General features: G+C 67.5%; 18 protein-coding genes. 9 read left to right on the top strand and 9 right to left on the bottom strand.

Features of this window, described 5'->3' with window-relative positions; genetic code table 11:
* Positions 1–359, bottom strand: a 359-nt coding sequence (locus CSC78_RS15155; protein ID WP_162338699.1) for an ArsR/SmtB family transcription factor, incomplete at its 3' end; no start/stop codon positions are given.
* Positions 360–445: 86 nt separating this feature from the next.
* Here CSC78_RS15155 and CSC78_RS15150 point away from each other — a divergent pair.
* The 4 genes from CSC78_RS15150 to CSC78_RS15135 all read left to right on the top strand — a co-directional run bounded on the left by CSC78_RS15150 (position 446) and on the right by CSC78_RS15135 (position 4,661).
* Positions 446–1,195: a sulfurtransferase gene (locus CSC78_RS15150; RefSeq protein ID WP_162338698.1), complete on the top strand. Its 750-nt coding sequence runs from the start codon at positions 446–448 to the stop codon at positions 1,193–1,195.
* 5 nt (positions 1,196–1,200) lie between these two features.
* The gene (locus CSC78_RS15145; RefSeq protein ID WP_162338702.1) at positions 1,201–2,760 is read left to right on the top strand and encodes a protein adenylyltransferase SelO; all 1,560 of its coding nucleotides are present in this window, start codon (positions 1,201–1,203) and stop codon (positions 2,758–2,760) included.
* A 161-nt stretch (positions 2,761–2,921) separates the two neighbouring features.
* On the top strand, positions 2,922–3,593 hold the full coding sequence (locus CSC78_RS15140) for a glutathione S-transferase (protein WP_162338697.1): 672 nt from the start codon (positions 2,922–2,924) through the stop codon (positions 3,591–3,593).
* Between the two features lie 84 nt (positions 3,594–3,677).
* On the top strand, positions 3,678–4,661 hold the full coding sequence (locus CSC78_RS15135; protein WP_162338696.1) for an LLM class flavin-dependent oxidoreductase: 984 nt from the start codon (positions 3,678–3,680) through the stop codon (positions 4,659–4,661).
* A 110-nt stretch (positions 4,662–4,771) separates the two neighbouring features.
* Here CSC78_RS15135 and CSC78_RS15130 read toward each other — a convergent pair whose 3' ends face one another.
* The 3 genes from CSC78_RS15130 to CSC78_RS15120 form a co-directional block, all read right to left on the bottom strand.
* On the bottom strand, positions 4,772–6,382 hold the full coding sequence (locus tag CSC78_RS15130; RefSeq protein WP_162338695.1) for a carboxylesterase/lipase family protein: 1,611 nt from the start codon (positions 6,380–6,382) through the stop codon (positions 4,772–4,774).
* A 70-nt stretch (positions 6,383–6,452) separates the two neighbouring features.
* A complete protein-coding gene (locus CSC78_RS15125) occupies positions 6,453–7,634 on the bottom strand; it encodes a BaiN/RdsA family NAD(P)/FAD-dependent oxidoreductase (protein WP_162338694.1) in 1,182 nt (393 codons plus the stop codon).
* A gap of 4 nt (positions 7,635–7,638) precedes the next feature.
* On the bottom strand, positions 7,639–8,196 hold the full coding sequence (locus CSC78_RS15120; RefSeq protein WP_162338693.1) for a YaeQ family protein: 558 nt from the start codon (positions 8,194–8,196) through the stop codon (positions 7,639–7,641).
* Between the two features lie 314 nt (positions 8,197–8,510).
* Between CSC78_RS15120 and CSC78_RS15115 the strand changes: the two genes are divergently transcribed.
* Positions 8,511–8,720 (top strand): cold-shock protein, encoded by a 210-nt coding sequence (locus tag CSC78_RS15115; RefSeq protein WP_162110978.1) that lies wholly within the window; start codon positions 8,511–8,513, stop codon positions 8,718–8,720.
* Positions 8,721–8,903: 183 nt separating this feature from the next.
* On the opposite strand, the gene dbpA is transcribed toward CSC78_RS15115, so the two are convergent.
* Genes dbpA through CSC78_RS15095 form a run of 4 tightly spaced genes read right to left on the bottom strand, consistent with a single transcriptional unit; the run spans position 8,904 to position 12,108 of the window.
* On the bottom strand, positions 8,904–10,280 hold the full coding sequence (gene dbpA / locus CSC78_RS15110; RefSeq protein WP_162338692.1) for an ATP-dependent RNA helicase DbpA: 1,377 nt from the start codon (positions 10,278–10,280) through the stop codon (positions 8,904–8,906).
* Between the two features lie 40 nt (positions 10,281–10,320).
* On the bottom strand, positions 10,321–10,755 hold the full coding sequence (locus tag CSC78_RS15105; protein WP_162338691.1) for a barstar family protein: 435 nt from the start codon (positions 10,753–10,755) through the stop codon (positions 10,321–10,323).
* A complete protein-coding gene (locus CSC78_RS15100; RefSeq protein WP_162338690.1) occupies positions 10,752–11,321 on the bottom strand; it encodes a ribonuclease domain-containing protein in 570 nt (189 codons plus the stop codon). The genes CSC78_RS15105 and CSC78_RS15100 overlap by 4 nt, the downstream gene beginning before the upstream one ends.
* Positions 11,322–11,328: 7 nt before the next feature.
* Positions 11,329–12,108, bottom strand: coding sequence for a YbaY family lipoprotein (locus CSC78_RS15095; protein ID WP_162338689.1), 780 nt, complete (start codon positions 12,106–12,108; stop codon positions 11,329–11,331).
* A 420-nt stretch (positions 12,109–12,528) separates the two neighbouring features.
* Between CSC78_RS15095 and CSC78_RS15090 the strand changes: the two genes are divergently transcribed.
* Both CSC78_RS15090 and CSC78_RS15085 read left to right on the top strand, forming a co-directional pair.
* The gene (locus CSC78_RS15090; RefSeq protein WP_162338688.1) at positions 12,529–13,410 is read left to right on the top strand and encodes a ZIP family metal transporter; all 882 of its coding nucleotides are present in this window, start codon (positions 12,529–12,531) and stop codon (positions 13,408–13,410) included.
* Between the two features lie 51 nt (positions 13,411–13,461).
* Positions 13,462–14,214 (top strand): glutathione S-transferase family protein, encoded by a 753-nt coding sequence (locus tag CSC78_RS15085; RefSeq protein ID WP_162338687.1) that lies wholly within the window; start codon positions 13,462–13,464, stop codon positions 14,212–14,214.
* Between the two features lie 127 nt (positions 14,215–14,341).
* Here the strand turns inward: CSC78_RS15085 and CSC78_RS15080 are convergent, their stop codons facing one another.
* Positions 14,342–16,096, bottom strand: a complete 1,755-nt coding sequence (locus tag CSC78_RS15080) for a M14 family metallopeptidase (protein ID WP_162338686.1) — start codon at positions 16,094–16,096, stop codon at positions 14,342–14,344.
* A 138-nt stretch (positions 16,097–16,234) separates the two neighbouring features.
* Between CSC78_RS15080 and CSC78_RS15075 the strand changes: the two genes are divergently transcribed.
* Together CSC78_RS15075 and CSC78_RS15070 are read left to right on the top strand one after the other, a co-directional pair.
* Positions 16,235–17,851: a POT-type proton-dependent oligopeptide transporter gene (locus tag CSC78_RS15075; protein WP_162338685.1), complete on the top strand. Its 1,617-nt coding sequence runs from the start codon at positions 16,235–16,237 to the stop codon at positions 17,849–17,851.
* Positions 17,852–17,860: 9 nt separating this feature from the next.
* A complete protein-coding gene (locus tag CSC78_RS15070; protein ID WP_162338684.1) occupies positions 17,861–18,478 on the top strand; it encodes a rhomboid family intramembrane serine protease in 618 nt (205 codons plus the stop codon).
* Positions 18,479–18,499: the final 21 nt, after the last annotated feature.

Genomic DNA, 18,499 nt, shown 5'->3' with positions numbered 1-18,499 from the left:
GGTGTTTTCCGGGGCGGGGTGGCGAGGGGGGCGGCGTCCGCTTGCAGTGCGGCATCGAGGGCATCTAGGCGGGCGTTCCAGAACTGTTCGTACTGCCGCAGCCAGGCTTCGCCTTCGGCCAGCGCCTGCGGCTGCAGGTGGCACAGGTGCGTGCGGCCCTGGATCTGCCGCATCACCAGGCCGGCCCGTTCCAGCACCTTGATGTGCTTGGAGGCGGCGGCCAGCGAGATCTGGAACGGCGCCGCCAACTCGCCGACGCTGCGCGGCTGCCCGCCGAGACTGCAGAGCATGCGGCGGCGGGTGCCGTCGGCGAGGGCGTGGAAGACGGCATCGAGCCGCGGAGAGTCATGTTCAACCATGTGGTTGAGTATTCCGGCGATACTCGGGACTGTCAACCATCTGGTTGAATAAAGGGCCGAAGGCCGACGGACGGTAAAATCGCGCCATGGTCACCAATATCGCCGCCTACCACTTTGCCCCGATCGCCGCGCCCGACGAATTCGCGGCCACGCTGCATGCCCGCGCCGAGGCGCTTGCGTTACGCGGTTCGGTGCTGGTGGCGGGCGAGGGGCTGAACCTGTTCCTGGCCGGCAAGGCCGATGCGATCGAAGCCTTCCTCGCGCCGTTGCGCGCCGATGAACGTTTCGCCGGACTGCGGGTGAAGTACAGCCACAGCGCACAGATCCCGTTCGCACGGCTCAAGGTCAAGGTGAAGCCGGAGATCATCAGCTTCCGTCGCCCCGGCACCACACCCGAAGACGCGCGCGCGCCCGTGGTCGAACCCCGCACGCTGGCGCGCTGGCTGGAGCAGGGTCACGACGATGCAGGCCGCCGCGTGGTGATGCTGGATACCCGCAATGCGCAGGAAGTCGAGTACGGCACCTTCGCCGGCGCGCTGACCCTGCCGATCGACAAGTTCACCGACCTGCCCGCCGCACTGGCACCGCACCGCGATGCGTTGAAGGACGCCACGGTGGTCAGCTTCTGCACCGGCGGCATCCGCTGCGAGAAGGCCGCGCTGTGGATGCAGGCCGACGGCATGGACAACGTGCTGCAGCTGGACGACGGCATTCTGGGCTACTTCGAGCAGGTCGGCGGGTTCGGCTACGACGGCGCCTGCTTTGTGTTCGACGAACGCGTGGCGCTGAACCCGGACCTGAGTCCGCTGGTGGATGAAGCCGCGGACGCTGCATGAGCGGCCTGGACACCCTGCGCTTCGACAACCGCTTCGTCCGCGAACTGCCAGGCGATCCGGAGCAGGGGTTCCGTCGTCGCGAAGTGCGAGGGGCGCTGTGGTCGGCGGTCGAACCCACGCCGGTCGCTGCGCCGACGTTGCTTGCCCACTCGCATGAAGTCGCGGCACTGCTCGGGCTGGACGACGCCGATGTCGCGTCGCCTGCCTTCGCGCAGGTCTTCGGCGGCAATGCGCTGCTGCCGGGCATGCAGCCGTATGCCGGCAACTACGGTGGCCACCAGTTCGGCAACTGGGCAGGGCAGCTGGGCGACGGCCGTGCGATTACGCTGGGGGAAGCGATCAACGCGAACGGTGAACGCTGGGAGCTGCAGCTGAAGGGCGCCGGACCTACGCCGTACTCGCGCACCGCCGATGGGCGTGCGGTGCTGCGCTCTTCCATCCGCGAATTCCTGTGCAGCGAGGCCATGCACCATCTCGGCGTGCCGACGACGCGGGCGTTGAGCCTGGTCGGCACTGGCGAGCAGGTGGTGCGCGACATGTTCTACGACGGCCATCCAGCGCCCGAGCCGGGCGCGGTCGTCTGCCGTGTGGCGCCGTCGTTCCTGCGCTTCGGCCACTACCAGTTGCCGGCGTCGCGTGGCGAGACGGACCTGCTGCGTACGCTGGTCGACTTCACGATCCGCCGCGATTTCCCGCATCTTTCCGGCGAGGGCGAGGCGCTGTATGCCGCATGGTTCGCCGAGGTCTGCGAGCGCACCGCGGTGATGGTGGCGCACTGGATGCGCGTGGGCTTCGTCCACGGCGTGATGAACACCGACAACATGTCGGTGCTGGGCCTGACCATCGATTACGGTCCCTACGGCTGGATCGACAACTACGATCCGGACTGGACGCCGAACACCACCGACGCGCAGGGCCGGCGCTACCGCTTCGGCTGGCAGCCGCGCGTGGCGGGCTGGAACCTGAGCCGCTTCGCGCAGGCGCTGTCGCCGCTGTTCGATGGTGTGGAGGCGTTGCAGGAAGGACTGCAGCGCTTTGCCGATGCGTATACGCAAGCCGACCGCGACACTATCGCCCGCAAGCTGGGATTGGCCGCGTGCCGCGATGACGATGTCGAACGCATGGAGGCCCTGCAGGGCCTGTTGCAGGAAGGCGAGGTCGACATGACGCTGTTCTTCCGCGTGCTGATGGATGCGGACCCGGCGGATGCATCGCTGTCGGCGTTCGACGAGGCGTTCTACGACGCTGCCAGGCGTGAGGCGGTCGCCCCCGCGTTGCGCGACTGGATGGCGGCCTATGGGCGTCGCCTCGAAGACGACGCGCTCGACGCCGCTTCGCGGCGCGAACGCATGCGCCTGGCCAATCCGCGTTTCGTGCTGCGCAACTACCTGGCGCAGCAGGCTATCGATGCAGCCGAGGTGGGCGACCTGTCCGGTGTACACGACCTGCTCGACGTGATGCGCCACCCGTACGACGACCAGCCCGGTCGCGAGCGCTTCGCAGCACGGCGTCCGGACTGGGCACGGCAGCGTGCCGGCTGCTCGATGCTGTCCTGCAGTTCCTGACGGTACTGGGACTGATGTGGGAGCGACGTAAGTCGCGAGCTTTTGTGCAGGTGTAACCCACATGGATGCAATTCGCTTTGCGCCCGTTCGCGACTGACGTCGCTCCCACAACCACAAGACGGGAGCGGTAGGATGTCCCATCCTTTGCGGAGTGCCGGCCCATGATCACCGTCCACCACCTCAACAATTCCCGCTCCCAGCGCGTGCTGTGGCTGCTGGAGGAGCTGGGCCTGGACTACACGGTGGTCCGCTACCAGCGCGACCCGAAGACCATGCTGGCACCGCCGGAACTGAAGAAGGTGCATCCACTCGGCAAGTCGCCGGTCGTGGTCGACGGCGAACACGTGCTGGCCGAATCCGGTGCCGTGCTCGAATACCTGGTGGAGCGCTACGACGCCGCGCGCCGGTTCGCGCCGTCACCGGGCACCGCGGAGCACCTGCGTTACCGCTACTGGCTGCATTACGCCGAAGGCTCGGCGATGCCGCCGATGCTGCTGAGCCTGGTGTTCTCGCGTTTGAAGAAGGCGCCCATGCCGTTCTTCGCCCGCCCGGTCGCGCGCGGCATTGCCGACAAGGCGCTGACGACCTTCGTTGGCCCGCAGGTGAAACTGCACCTGGACTACATGGAACGCGAGCTCGGCAAGACACCGTGGTTCGCCGGCGACCAGTTCAGCGCGGCCGATATCCAGATGAGCTTCCCGGTGGAAGCGGCGGCGGTACGCGCAGGGCTGGACGCCTATCCGAACCTGGCCGGCTTCCTGGCCCGCATACATGGGCGTCCGGCTTACCAACGGGCGCTGGAACAGGGCGGTCCGTTCGACCTGCTGGGCTGAGCGGGATACAGCGTCCCGTGGTGCGCCGTGGAATCCCTTGCGCCGTGTCCCCATGACGATGTCATCGTCATTGCCGGTACTCCCATGATTCCCTATTCGCTCCTCGATCTGGCCCCCGTCTGCGAAGGCAGCGACACCACCCGGGCCTTCGTCCACATGCGCGACCTCGCGCAGCACGCCGAGCGTTGGGGCTATACGCGCTACTGGCTGGCCGAGCACCACAACATGCCAGGCATCGCCAGCGCCGCGACGGCCGTGCTGATCGGACACGTCGCGGGCGCGACCTCGACGATCAGAGTCGGCTCGGGCGGCATCATGCTGCCCAACCATTCGCCGCTGCAGGTGGCCGAACAGTTCGGCACGCTGGTGTCGCTGTATCCCGGCCGCATCGACCTGGGCCTGGGCCGCGCCCCCGGCACCGACCAGCCGACGGCGCGCGCACTTCGTCGCTATTTCGACAGTGCGGAACAGTTCCCGCAGGACGTGCAGGAATTGTTGCGCTACTTCGAACCGGTGCAGGAAGGGCAGGCCGTGCGCGCCGTACCGGGCGCGGGCCTGGACGTGCCGGTGTGGTTGCTGGGCTCCAGCCTGTTCGGCGCCCAGCTGTCCGCCGCGCTCGGCCTGCCTTATGCGTTCGCGTCGCACTTCGCGCCAGATGCGATGGACCAGGCGTTGCTGGTGTACCACCGCGATTTCCGACCGTCCAAGCGGTTGGCGAAGCCGCATGCGATGCTGGCGTTGAACGTGGTGGCGGCCGAGACCGACGAGGAGGCCCGCTATCTGTTCACCACGCAGCAGCAGGCGTTCGTCAACCTGCGGCGTGGTCGCGCCGGCCTGGTGCCGCCACCGATCGACGATATCGAAGCATTCTGGCAGCCGCACGAGAAGGCCGGCGTGGAGCAGGCGCTGGCCTGCGCGGTCGTCGGCAGTCGGGATACGGTGCGCAAGGGCATCGCGGCGTTCATCGAACGGCACCGCCCCGACGAGCTGATGCTGACCGCCAACGTCTTCGACCACGCCAAGCGCCTGCGTTCGTTCGAGATCGCTGCCGACGTCATGCGGTCGTAGGGTGGGCCCTGGTCCGCCGCCGCGCCTTGTGGGGTTTCATTGCGTGCGTTGGTGGTTTCGATCATCGCCATCGCGAGCGTAGGGATGGCAATGGCGGGCCTGGGCCCGCCCTACATGGTGCCGCGTTGAACGAACGGCACGCGCTCGTACAGGCTTCGCTCGCCGCCGCGCGGATTGTCCTGCATGCTGGATGCGTCGTCGAACACCATCGTCTGCCGCTGCGGCAGGGTGTAGGGCGACCATGACGGGATGTCCGAGTGGTTCGGGTCGCCATGGCGGGCGAGGGCGATCAGCGCGCCGCTCATGCGCGAGGCCATCGCCCGTGCGCGGGTATCGTCGCCCGTCTTCGACCCTTCGGCGGCCACGTTGTCGAGCACCAGCGGGATATCGAGTGTGTGGAAGGCGCGCAGCCGACCGCCGTCCGCCGGTGAGCGCCAGTCGAGCTGGTAGACCCACGCGGGCGATCCCTGCCGTGCACGTTCCTCGGCTTCGATGATGGCGCCGCGCCATGAACGTCCAGCCGTGGTGGCCGCGAAGAAGACCTCCGACGGTGAGTAATCCGGATACAGCCGCCGGTACTCGGCGATCACGATCTCTGGCGACAGATCCACGTACTGCTGCTCGCGCAGTTTCTGCGGCAGCTGGTCCCAGGTCAGGGTGAAGTTCGCCTCGTCGTTGCCGAGAAAAGCGCGGGTCTCGTCGCGCGTGTTGCCGATGACCATCGGGATGCGTGAGGACTGCGCAGGCGCATCCGGGTAGAAGGGATGGCGGGGCAGGCTGCGCGCATCCAACACCGGTCCGAAGTAGAGCGACGTGTTCTCCGCGCGCGACGGATCGCGGAGCCGCGTGGCGTCCAGCAGACGCGCCATCGGCATCGCCAGCAACGCGTCGATGTCGCCGGGGCGCAGGCCGAGGTCGGCCACGAACAGCGCGCTGCGCTGGGCGGCGGCGCGCGGCCCGGCGGCGGTGACCTGCTGGCCGCTCATCGTCATCGCCTTGTGGAACAGGCCGTCGGCCTCCGGCATCGCCATCAGCGTGGCGATCTTGGCGCCGCCCCCGGACTGGCCGAACACGGTGACGTTGCCGGCATCGCCACCGAATTCGTGCGCGTGCTCGCGCACCCAGTGCAGCGCGTCGATCAGGTCGAGCTGGCCGACGTTGCCTGCATCCATGACGCGTTCGTCACCGCTTTCGCCCAGGTAGAGATAGCCGAACGCATTGAGCCGGTGGTTGACGGTGACCACGACGACGTCGCCGCGGCGGCACAGGTTCACGCCGTCGTAGAGCGGGTGCGATCCCGAGCCGTTGTTGTAGCCGCCGCCGTGGATGTAGACCAGGACCGGTCGCCTGCCACCATCGCGCAGGGCAGGGGTGTGGACATTGAGGAACAGGCAGTCCTCGCTGACGGCCTGGCCATCGGCATCGCCGCGCTGTGGGGCGGAGGCGCCGAAGCGGACCGCGTCGCGCACGCCGGTCCAGGCGGTTTCGCGCAGCGCACGCTGGAAGCGCCGCGTGCGGGTGTCGGCACCGTAGGGCACGCCGCGGAAGACGTGCACGCCACGGTCGACGAGGCCGGCAATGCGGCCGCTCCGGGTCGTCGCGGTCACGGTCCTCCGGGGAGCCCCGGCGGCGGGCAGGGTCGTCGCCAACGTGGCGAACGCCGACGTGCCCGCCAGGTGCTGCAGGAAGCGGCGACGCGATTCTTCGAAGGGCGCGGTCATGGAAACCTTCAAATGACACCGGTTCCCAAGAGGTTAGCAAAGGCCGTCCCGGCAGGAACGCCGCAATGCGTCAGGCCACCATGCCCGCCGCGTGGCCCGAGGCCCAGGCCCACTGGAAGTTGTAGCCACCCAGCCAGCCGGTGACGTCGAGGACCTCGCCGACAAAGAACAGGCCCGGCACATGCTTCGACATCATCGTGCTGCTGGACACGCCGTCGGTGTCCACGCCGCCCAGGGTGACCTCGGCGGTGCGATAGCCCTCGGTGCCGCTGGCGACCAGCGGCCAGTCGGCCAGCAGCGCGGCGGCTTCCTTGAGTTGCGGGGCGTTGAACTGCTTCATGGGCCGGTTCGGCAGCCAGACCTCGCACAGGCGCTGTGCGAAACGGCGCGGCAGCGCGTCGGAGAGGACGGTCTTCAGTTCGGCCTCGGGGCGCTGCTTCTGCTGCGACTGCAGCCAGTCCAGCGCATCGCGGTCGGGCAGCAGGTCCAGGCGCAGGTCGTCGCCCGGTTGCCAGTACGAGGATATCTGCAGGATCGACGGCCCGCTGACGCCGCGATGGGTCAGCAGCATGAAATTGCGGAAGCGCGCCTTGCCGCAGCGCGCTTCCACGGGCAGGGCGACGCCACTGAGGTCCGCCAGTCGCTCCTGGTGCTTGCCACTCAACGTCAGCGGCACCAGCCCGGCGCGCGTCGGCAGCACCTCATGGCCGAACTGGCGCGCGAGCTCGTAGCCGAAGCCGGTGGCGCCCATGCTCGGGATCGACAGGCCGCCGGTGGCGACGACAAGCGACGACGCGGCGAAGCGTCCCAGCGCCGTCTCCAGCCGGAATACGCCGTCGCCGTGCTCGACCTTGTGCACGATGCAGCCGGTCTCGATGCGCACGCCGGCGGCCAGGCATTCGTCCACCAGCAGCTTCACGATGAGCTTGGACGAGACATCGCAAAACAGCTGGCCGAGTTCCTTCTCGTGGTAGGCGACGCGGTGGCGCTCGACCAGTTCGATGAAATCCGCCGGCGTGTAGCGCGCCAGCGCCGATTTGCAGAAATGAGGATTTGCCGACAGGAAGTTGGCGGGCGTGGTGCCGGTGTTGGTGAAGTTGCAGCGTCCGCCGCCCGACATCAGGATCTTCTTGCCCACCTTGTTGGCGTGCTCGACGACCAGCACGCGCAGGCCACGCTGGCCGGCGGTGAGCGCGGTCATCAGGCCGGCGGCGCCGCCGCCGATGACCAGTACGTCGTGCGTGGGCAGCATGTGGTCAGGCAGCGCGGGCGAGACCCGCCTGGCGGATGGCCGGCGTGATGGCGACCAGCTGGTCGTCGGTCATCCACTGCATCTCGCCGTCCTGGATCATCACGCTGAAGCGCATGCTGCGGACCATCAGGGCGGTCAACGCGTCCACGGATTCGGTGGCGATGTCGAGCACGGTCAGGTTGCGATGGCGTGCGAGCAGTGCCGCATTCCTGTCCCACCAGAGGTCGGCAGCGCGGCCGCCGTAGTTGACGACCACGACCTCGTTGGCACGGCCGCAAGCCTTGCGGATGCGCGATTCGTCCGGCTGGCCCAGGTCGATCCACTGTTCGATCAGCCCCGTGTAGTCCTTGCGCCACAGGTCGGGTTCTTCCTCGTTGCTCAGTCCCTTGCCGAACTCGAGGCGGTCGGCGGCGAACAGGGCGAATGCCAGCAGCCGGACCATCAGCCGCTCGTCCGTCTCGGACGGGTGCTGGGCCAGGGTCAGCGCGTGGGTACCGTAGTAATGCCGGTCCATGTCGCTGATCTGCAGTTCGGCTTTGACGACGGTGGACTTGAGCGCCATGGCGGGGGTTCGGCAAAAGGGGCGCCATCATACGCTGGCCGCCACGGAGCGCCGGGCGGCGCCAGCCGCAACCGGTTACCGGGGAACGCGCAGGACCCCTGTTCAGGTTCTGCAGGGCAGGGATTCGCTTTTACGTGAAAACCCCGGTAGAGTGCGCGGCACTGTGCTTGCCAGGGTCACCGTGAATCGTGAGCCTGATGCGGTAGATACATCTGCTACATCTTCCCGCTTTACCAACGCCTGCAAACCCAGTCCCGTCCCGGTCACATGCCGGGGTTGTGGTCCTTTCATCCATGTTTCAGGAGTTAGTAAAGATGTCTGATCGTCAGACCGGTACCGTCAAGTGGTTCAACGACGCCAAGGGCTTCGGCTTCATCACCCCGCAGAGCGGCCCCGACCTGTTCGTGCACTTCCGCTCGATCCAGGGCAATGGCTTCAAGTCGCTGAAGGAAGGCCAGGCGGTCTCCTTCGTCGCCGTGCAGGGCCAGAAGGGCATGCAGGCCGACCAGGTGCAGGCGCTGTAATCCAGCCCTGAACCCTTCGGTTCAAGAAAACGCCGGTGCGCAAGCGCCGGCGTTTTTGTTTGTGCGGTCACCACGATGACGGGTGCGGGATCCGGTGTCGTCATTCCAGCGCAAGCTGGAATCCATTGTCTTTCAGCAAGGCAAGAGCAAATGGGTCCCAGCGTACGCTGGGACGACGGGTGTTCAGAGCTTCCGCACGCGGAAGCTGCGGCCCTTGATCTTGCCGGCGTTGAGGCGGGCCAGGGCGGCACCGGCCTTGTCGCGTGCCACCGCCACGTAGGTGCGGGTGGGGAAGACGTTGATCTTCCCGATCGCCGACGCGGACAGGCCCGCATCGCCGGTCAGCGCACCGAGCACGTCGCCCGGGCGCAGCTTGTCGGTCTTGCCGGCATCGATACGCAGCGTTGTCATCGCGGCAGGCGGTGCGGTATTGGCCTTGGGTGCTGACGGGACGTGGCGATCCCACAGCAGCGGTGCACCCAGGCGCTCCTGGATGGCATCGGCGCGCGGCAGTTCGCGCGGCGTGCACAGGCTGATCGCCAGGCCATCTCGACCGGCCCGGCCGGTGCGGCCGATGCGGTGCACGTAGGTGTCGGCATCGCTGGGCATGTCGTAGTTGACCACCAGCGCCAGGTCCTCGATGTCCAGCCCGCGCGCGGCGACGTCGCTAGCGACCAGCACGTTGCAGCTGCGGTTGGCAAAGCGCACCAGCACTTCGTCGCGATCGCGCTGTTCCATGTCGCCGTGCAGGGCGAGGGCGGAGAAGCCGAAGTGCTGCAGCGAACCGGCGACTTCGTCGACGTCCTTGCGCATGTTGCAGAAGACCACGCCGGAGTCCACGCGGTACTGGGCGAGCAGGCCGGCCAGCGCCGTCTGCTTGCGGGCGGGATCGACCTGCAGGAAGCGTTGTTCGATCACCGCCTGTTCCTGCGGCGCATCGACGGTCACTTCCAGCGGATCGCGCAGCGTGGTGCGCGCGATCCCGCGGATGGCGTCGGTGAAGGTGGCCGAGAAGAGCAGGCTCTGGCGGTCCTTCGGTGTCTTGCCGGTGATCTCGCGGATCGGCTCCTCGAAGCCCATGTCGAGCATGCGGTCGGCTTCATCCAGCACCAGCGTGCGCACGCCGCCCAGGTGCAGGGCCTTCTTGCGCAGCAGTTCCTGGATGCGACCGGGCGTGCCGACCACGACGTGCGGATCATGCGCTTCCAGCGAACGCAGCTGCGGCTCCAGCGGCATGCCGCCGCACAGCGTCAACACCTTCAGGTTCGGCAGGCCGATCGCCAGCTTGCGCAACTGCTGCGCCACCTGGTCGGCCAGTTCGCGTGTCGGGCACAGCACCAGCGCCTGCGTGCGCACCGTGGCGATATCGAGCTTGTGCAGCAGTCCCAGGCCGAATGCGGCGGTCTTGCCGCTGCCGGTGGGCGCCTGCGCGATGACGTCGCGCCCATCGAGGATGGCGGGCAGGCTGCGGGCCTGGATGGGAGTGGGCTGGGTGTAGCCGAGCGCCTGGACGCCCTGCTGCAGGCCGGGCGCCAGCGGAAGAGAGGTGAAATCGAGCATGCGGCATTTTCGCAGATCGGCGCGGCCACTGCCGGGACGGTCACTGCAGGTCGGGGAAGTCCTCGTCCGGCAGCGCGATGAAGGCCCAGAACGGCACGTCATCCGAGGCCCACGACTGCGACGCTTCATCGAGGATGTCGAGCAGGGTGTCGAAGTCGGCCTCGGCACGGTCGCGCAGTTCGTGGGCCTGTTCGAACAGCAGCACGTAGCCCGGCGCTTCCAGCCAGGACAGGTCGCGCAGGCTGTCGGACAGCGCGTCCCAGTTGCGGCCGGACGTCTGCGGGAAGTCCAGCACGGTGGCGATACGCAGCAGCAGGGCGGACTTGGTGTCGCAGCCGGACAGGTCGATGCGGCGCGCGAGCAGGCCGGCATCCCGACCGACGGCGGACAACGGCCCCAGATCGTCCTCGGTGACGAAAAACACGCCTGCGCGTGCGGGATCGGCGAGGCCGGGGTCGAAGCCGGATTCGCTCATGGCGCGTCCCCGCGGCCGATCTCGAACCGGCGGAAGCTCTCGTAGTGGTCGTCGGTGTAGTAGTACTCGCGGGGCGGCTTGCCACCGGTGACGATGCGACGTGCGCCGCGATGGTCCAACCCGGGCGTGTCGACGGTGTACTCGTGGTAGTAGCCGCGCGTCTGGCGCGGCAGCCGTCCCTCGCGGTTCTGGAAGACGCTGCCATCCTGGCGATGCGGGAACGGTCCGCCGCGCTGGATCAGGTCCAGGGTTGCACGGGCTTCCGCCGGCAGGAAGGCGGGCAGCGCATCCGTGCTGCGCTGCGCTGCGGGTGCCGCGGTGGGCGCCACGTCGGGGACCTCGCCGGCAAGCACGCCCGGGCGCGTCTGCTCCACCGGAGGCAGTGCCAGCACGGCGCTGGTGTGCTTCGGGTCGGGTGCCCGCTCGCTGGCGGCGACCGGTGCAGCGGGCGCCTCGTCGCGCTGCGACCACCACCAGGCGCCCGCACCCAGGACCAGCAGTGCGAAAAAGGCGAACAGGGGGAGGCGTTGGCGGCTCTGGCGGCGTGCGCGGGAACGTCGACTCATGCGGGCATCATTCCGTCAGGAAGCGGCCACAGCCGCGGTAGGTCTTGCCGGCGATGGTCAGGATCGCCGAGGCCGGATACTCGATATCGCTCATGCCGTCGCTGCAGGATTCCTTCTTCATCGTCAGCGACACGGCCAGCCCATCGCCGGTGCTGCCGACGTAGCCATCGGAGGTCTTGTTCGCACGGGCGACCTCGATCCTGCGTTCGCCGTAGTCCAGGTCGGCGGACACGCGGGGCGTCGCACCGTCGCCGACCTCCACCGACCAGCCGGGTTCGGTGCCGATGCCGCGGAAAACACTGCCACGCGCCCTGGCCAGCTCCCACGGCGTGCCGGCCACCGGCGCCACCGGATCGCCGCCGGCTCGCACCATGCGGAACTCCACCGGCGCGGAGGAACCCGGCGTCACCGGTACGCGCGTGTCGGTCACGAACCACAGCGTGCCCTGCGCATCGCGCAAGCCGGCGTGCAGGCCGTAAAGGCCGTTCGGCCGCAGCTTGGCGGGATCGTAGGGCAGGGAGAAGGCGAACGGAGGACCTTTGACATCGGTGAAGTCGGCGCTGGCGATGACGGCGGCAGGCGTGTCGGCCAACTGGTTGTCGATCAACTGCACGCTGAGGATCGCGCCGGGCGGTGGCGCAATGCGTTCGAGATAGACAGCGCGCCCCTCTATCGTGGCCGCGGATTGCGGCGCGGCAGGCGTATCGCCGGATGTGGGCGCAGAGGCCGGCGACTGGCAGGCCGCGAGCGCGAGCAGGCAGGCGGTGGTCAACAGGGGACGGAACATCGCACGCGCTCCTTCTGGTCCGGTGGCGGGCCGCCAGCTTAGCGATGGCGGACGTAATGGTTCGTCAACGCGGGAAACGGCATTACGCGGACGGCGGCACGGTGACGCGCTACCGTGGCGCGACTCCTGAAAGTGCCGTCCCGTCACCTCACGATCCGCGAGTGGATGCCTGCATCGCGAAGGCCGCACCGCTCGCCGGTTCAATGCTCGAGCACTGCGTTCCCTCGTGCATGTGGCCTGCCGGCCGGTGTTGGGGACATGAAGGGGAACCCATCGTCGTCCGATGCGAACTGGCAGTACGCCCCGGCGAAACAAGCGATCAGGAGCGGCGGTCACGGCGATTCAGTTTTGCGACGAGCGTCGGCCCCTGCGCGGAACTAGTATCGGCATCGAGGCCTCACCGGAGCATGGAGCAAGCGCATGAATCGCGTCCTGCAGCCGTTCGCTTATATCCGTGCACCGACAGCGTGGCCATTCGTGGTCGCCGTGCTGTCGATCGTGGTGGTCTCGTCGTGGCTGGTCGCGACGATTCCCGTGGACGATGCCGATGGCATGCGCCGCGCGCTGCGCGGTGGTGCGCTGTGCGCGCTGGCCACGGCAGTGGGTGCGATGCCGGTCTGGGCGGTGAAGCGGCTGCCGCAGCAACTGGCGGACGGCCTGCTCGGGTTCGGCGCGGGCGTGATGCTGGCGGCGACTGCATTTTCGCTGGTGTTGCCGGGACTCGATGCGGCGACGCGCGCGGGCTATTCGGCCTGGGGCGCGGCCGGCCTGATCAGCGCCGGCGTGATGACGGGCGCACTCGCGCTGCTGGCGCTGGACCGGAGTAGCGTGGAGGATCCACGCGACGCGAACCGGCATCTGGTGCCGTCGCGGGTCATGCTGTTCGTGCTGGCCATCGTGCTGCACAACGTGCCGGAGGGCATGGCGGTCGGCGTCGCGGCCGGCGGTGGCTTGAGCGGGGCGGAAGGCCTGGCGATGGGCATCTCGCTGCAGGACGTGCCGGAAGGGCTGGTGGTCGCGCTGATCCTCGCCGGTGCCGGCATGGCGCGCAGCAAGGCGGTCTTCATCGGTGCTCTGTCGGGCGTGGCGGAACCGGTCGCGGCGGTCCTGAGCGCATGGGCGGTAGCGTTCTCCGCGATGTTGCTGCCGTGGGGTCTGGCGTTTGCGGCGGGGGCCATGCTCATCGCGGTCGGGCACAGCGTGATTCCGGAGTCGAACCGCCATGGCCACGGCACGACGGCGTCACTGGGCCTGGCGATCGGCTTCTGCCTGATGATGGCGCTGGATACCGCGCTGGGTTGACCGCGACTCGCCGCATGCGCACGCTGCCTCCGTCCACGGAGGAGCAGACACATGAGTGAGCCCCTGACCATCATCGGCAGCCCCCTGTCGCCTTACGTGCGCAAGGTGCTGGTCTGCCTGGAGCTGAAGGGCATCCCGTACCGCATCGATCCGATCGCGCCTTTCGTCGGCAACGAGGAGTTCAGCCGCCTCAGCCCACTTCGACGCATCCCGGTGCTGCTCGATGGCGACTTGGTGCTCAATGATTCCACCGTCATCTGCGAGTACCTGCAGGACCGCTTCCCGGAGGTCCCGCTGTATCCCGCCGATGCAGTGCGGCGGGCGAAGGCGCGCTGGCTGGAGGAGTACGCCGATTCCCAACTCGGCGACGTCATCGTGTGGCGCATGTTCTTCCAGAAGGGCGTGCGCCGCTTCCTGTTCAACGAAGGTACCGACGAGGACGTCGTGCGCAAGGCGCGCGAAGAGGAACTCCCGGTCGCGCTGGATTATCTGGAGGCGCAGCTGCCGGAACAGGGATGGGTCTTCGGCGAGCTGTCCATTGCCGACATCAGTCTCGCGGCGTTCTTCCGCAATGCCGTGTTCGTGCGCTACCAGGTGGACGCGGGGCGCTGGCCGCGGGTCGCCGCGCTTCTCGAGCGCGCATGGGCGCTGCCCGCGTTCCGCACGCTGGCGACGTACGAGGACGCGATGCTGCGGACACCGCTGCCGGAGCAGCGCGCGGTGCTGGCGGCGATGGGGGCGCCGCTTACCGACACCACCTATGGCAATGCGTCGCCGCGGTATGGGCTGCGGCGGCTTGCTTGAGCGGGATTTCTGCTCTTCTGTAGGAGCGACGTGAGTCGCGACCGCACGCCTGACGCGTCGGCGAAATTTGCCAACGCTGGTGGTTCGCGGTCGCGACTGACGTCGCTCCTACGACAGCCGTACGGCCTTAAGGCACCGTATCGACGCGCAGGACCGGATACAGCTGATAGCGCTCATCCCACGAAGGATGGCGGCGGTAGAAGAACTCCAGCCGCGCAGTGGGATCGCCCGCGAACGCCTTGTCCTCGCGCAGCTTCTTCTCGAATTCGGCCTTCAACGCCGGGTCGCGCAGCATCTCGCGCGCCACGCTTTCGGCGACATAGTCTTCCATGTACTCCTTGCGCTCGAAGGCGTTGTTGAACCGCCCCCACGCAAGCAGCGAGTCGGGCGCCAGCGGTTCCAGCAGTGCCATGACCAGGCGCGACTTCGCCTGTGCGATAGGCACGAACAGCGAGCCGGTGGGCACGCCGCGCATCTCGTGCTGCCAGTTGCCTTCCACTGTCAGCCGCTGGTGGGTTTCCACCGAGCCGGCGCCGAAGCTGCTCTTGCTAGCGCGGAACGCCTCCGCATCGCCGTTCCACGCTTTGCCTAGCAGGCGGTAGTCGACACCATGCGTTTTCAGCACGGCCGCCACCCACGCCGCATCGGCGGCGGGTACCAGATAACCGGCCTTCGGCGCGTCGACAACGACACCCGGTCGGATGTCGTCCTTCAGCGGCACCTTCCAGATCTGCGGCGTGGTCTCGTCATACCGCGTCATCAACGCGCCCGAAACGTCGGACGTCGTACGCGTGTAGGCGTAGCCACGGAAATCCACGGTGCGCGCGGTCGGCGCCGCGACATAGGTCAGCGGTTCCTGCTGGCCGCCCAGCGCCGCTGCGGCGACATCGGCCTGCTTTGCCGCGGCCAGCCAGGCGGCGCCATCACGGGCGACATGGTCCAGCACCGACACCACGGTGTTGCGGGTGATGCGCACGCGGACCGGGTATTCCTTCCACGAATGCGTTTCGACCAGCATGGCGATGCGGTTGCGCAGCAGGTAATAGCCATGCGAGAAGCGCGGCGGCGGCACGCTGTCCTCGAAGCCGGATGTCGGATCATCCTGCACCACGAACGAGGGGTAGTAGGGCAGGGGCAGCGAGCCCTGCTTCGACAGGTCGTCGATGACGCCCGTGCGCAGCGCCAGTCCCGCCTTGCGCAGGCCCGCGTCGCCGGCGTGCACGGGCTCGACCTGGATCGAGATGTCGTGTTCGAACTGCGCGCCGTTGGTCGCGTGCAGGTCGACGGTCACCAGCGGATCCCAGCGCTGCACCAGGTGCAGCATCGCCTGCATCTCGGGCGTGTCGGCCTTTAGGTAGTCGCGGTTGAGGTTGTAGTTCTGCGCCGTGGTGCGCCAGCCCATTTCCTTCGGGCCGCGCTGGTTGGGTCGGTTCCAGGCGCCGAAGCGTTCGTGGCCGTCGACGTTGAAGACCGGCACGAACACCCACACCAGGTTGTCGAGCGTGCCGGGCGCAGCCTTGCCTTCCAGTACCTCGCGCAGCGCGAGGAAGCCCGCGTCCTTGCCGTCGATCTCGCCGGCATGGATGCCGCCCTGGATCAGCACGACCGGCAGTCCTCGCCGCTGCGCCTGCTCCGGCGTCAACGCACCACTGGTGGAGGCCACCAGCGCCTTCATCGGACGTCCTTCGGGCGTGGTGCCGAACGTGGTGCAGCGCACCGCCTTCGGATACTGGCGCGCGAACGCATCGCACAGCGCGGTGACTTCGTCATAGCGACCCGTCTCGAGGAAGCCGGAGCGCTCGGACACCGTGGTCAACGCAGGTTGGGCGTTCGCCAGCGGCATCAGGGCCAGCAGCAGGGAGGCGCAGAGCGGTCGCAGCATAGGAAATTCCTGAACAGGGCAGGGGCGCATGATGCCGCGCAATCGCGGACAGTCCCAGTCCCCATCGGGCACCCGCGCGGTTCGACCCTCCGAGGGCGGATACGGTACCCTTCCGGGACTTTTTCACCGGAAGATCGGATGAGCACGACCGCAGAAGCCAACCCGGGCCGCATGCCCCGCCAGATTCCCTACATCATCGGCAACGAGGCGTGCGAGCGGTTCAGCTTCTACGGGATGCGCAACATCCTGGTGCCGTTCCTGATCAGCTCGGTGCTGCTGGCCTACCTGCCGGACCAGGCCGCGCGCGAAGGCGCCGCCAAGGATCTGTTCCACAGCTTCGTCATCGGCGTGTACTTCTTCCCGCTGCTGGGCGGCTGGCTGTCGGACCGCTATTTCGGCAAGTACAACACCGTTCTCTGGTTCTCGCTGATCTACTGCGCGGGCCATGCGTGCCTGGCGTTGTTCGAAAGCAACGCGACCGGGTTCTATACGGGCCTGTTCCTGATCGCGTTGGGCTCCGGCGGCATCAAACCGCTGGTGGTGACGTTCTGTGGCGACCAGTTCGACCAGACGAACAAGAGCAAGGCGAAGGTGGTCTTCGACACGTTCTACTGGATCATCAACTTCGGTTCGTTCTTCGCCTCGCTGCTGATGCCGCTGGTGCTGCGCAGCTGGGGCCCGGCCTGGGCGTTCGGCATCCCGGGCATCCTGATGTTCATCGCGACCTTCATCTTCTGGCTGGGGCGCCACAAGTACGTCAACGTGCCGCCGTCGCGCGGCAACGATCCGGACTCGTTCCTCACCATCGTGCGCAGCGCGTTGCTGGGCAAAGGCTTCGGTTTCGGCACGCTGGTCGCTGCCACGGGCATGATCGGCGCCGTGGTGATGCTGGCGCTGTGGGCGCTGAAGTTTGCAGGCGTCGGCATCTGGCCCGATGCGTGGGGCTTCGTCATCACCGCCTGTCTTGCCTTGGGCGCGATCATCGCCGGTGTCGGCTTCGGCGCGTCGCTGCAGTTGGAAAACGCGCGCGGCTCGCACCCCGATGCTGCCATCGAGGGCGTGCGTTCGGTGCTGCGCATCCTGATCGTGTTTGCGCTGGTCACGCCTTTCTGGTCGCTGTTCGACCAGAAGGCGTCGACGTGGGTCATCCAGGGCAAGGCGATGGTGATCCCGCACGACCTGTGGTGGTGGCCGAGCTGGCTTGTGAAGGATGCCACCCAGATGCAGGCGCTGAACCCGCTGATGGTCATGCTGCTGATTCCGTTCAACAACCTGGTCCTGTACCCGGCGCTGCGGAAGATGGGCTTCAACGTCACCGCGCTGCGCCGTATGGGCTGGGGCATCGCGATCTCCGCGCTGTCGTGGATCGTCGCCGGCATGCTGCAGCTGCAGATGGACAATGGCGAGCAGGTCTCGCTGGCGTGGCAGACGCTGCCGTACCTGCTGCTGACCTTCGGCGAAGTGCTGGTATCGGCGACCGCGCTGGAGTTCGCCTACAGCCAGGCGCCGATGGCGATGAAGGGCGTGATCATGGCGTTCTGGTACCTGACCAGCACGTTCGGTGGCCTGTGGGTACTGCTCACCAACGCCAGTGTCCGCGATCCGGCCGTGATCGGCTGGATCCAGTCGCAGGGCTGGACGGAGAACGCCTTCCTGATGTTCTTCTTCGCCGGCTTTGCGTTCGTGGCAGCCCTGGCGTTCGCCCTGTATGCGCGGACCTATCCGATGCAGGACAACTACCGTACCGCGGCCTGAGGAGGATCGATGGACGCTCCCGTCACCCTGCTGCTCATCGGCGTGACCTGTGCCGTCAGCCTGATCGCCTTCCGCACGCCGTCGCTGCTCATGCGGCTGATCCTGTGGCCACCGGCGATCGACCGTCACCGCCAGTACGATCGGCTGGTGACCTACGGGTTCATCCATGCCGACTTCTGGCACCTCCTGTTCAACATGGTCACGCTGTTCTTCTTCGGGCGCGTGATGGAGCAGGTGATGACCCAGCTCAGCGGAAGCCGGTTGACGTTCGTGGCGTTCTACTTCTCGGCGCTGGTGGTGTCGATCCTGCCGACCTACCTGAAGCACCAGAAGGATCCGAACTATCGCAGCCTGGGCGCGTCCGGCGCCGTGTCGGCGGTGCTGTTCGCCTACATCCTGATCGATCCGTGGGCCCGCATCGGCGTGTTCTTCATTCCGATGCCGGCGATCGTGTTCGCCGTGTTGTACATCGCCTACAGCATCTGGATGGATCGGCGCGGCGGCGACAACATCAACCACGGCGCGCACCTCGCGGGGGCGGCGTACGGCATCCTGTTCCTGGCGGCGATGGAGCCACGCGTACTGGGCCACTTCCTGGAGTCGCTGTCGAACCCCAGCTTCGGTTAAGCCGCCATTGCGCCTTTGCTC

The organism is Pseudoxanthomonas japonensis (assembly GCF_010093445.1).
Taxonomy (GTDB): Bacteria; Pseudomonadota; Gammaproteobacteria; order Xanthomonadales; family Xanthomonadaceae; genus Pseudoxanthomonas_A; species Pseudoxanthomonas_A japonensis.
The sequence above is the reverse complement of the archived record's forward strand: the minus strand, read 5'-3'. Positions and strand labels throughout refer to the sequence as shown.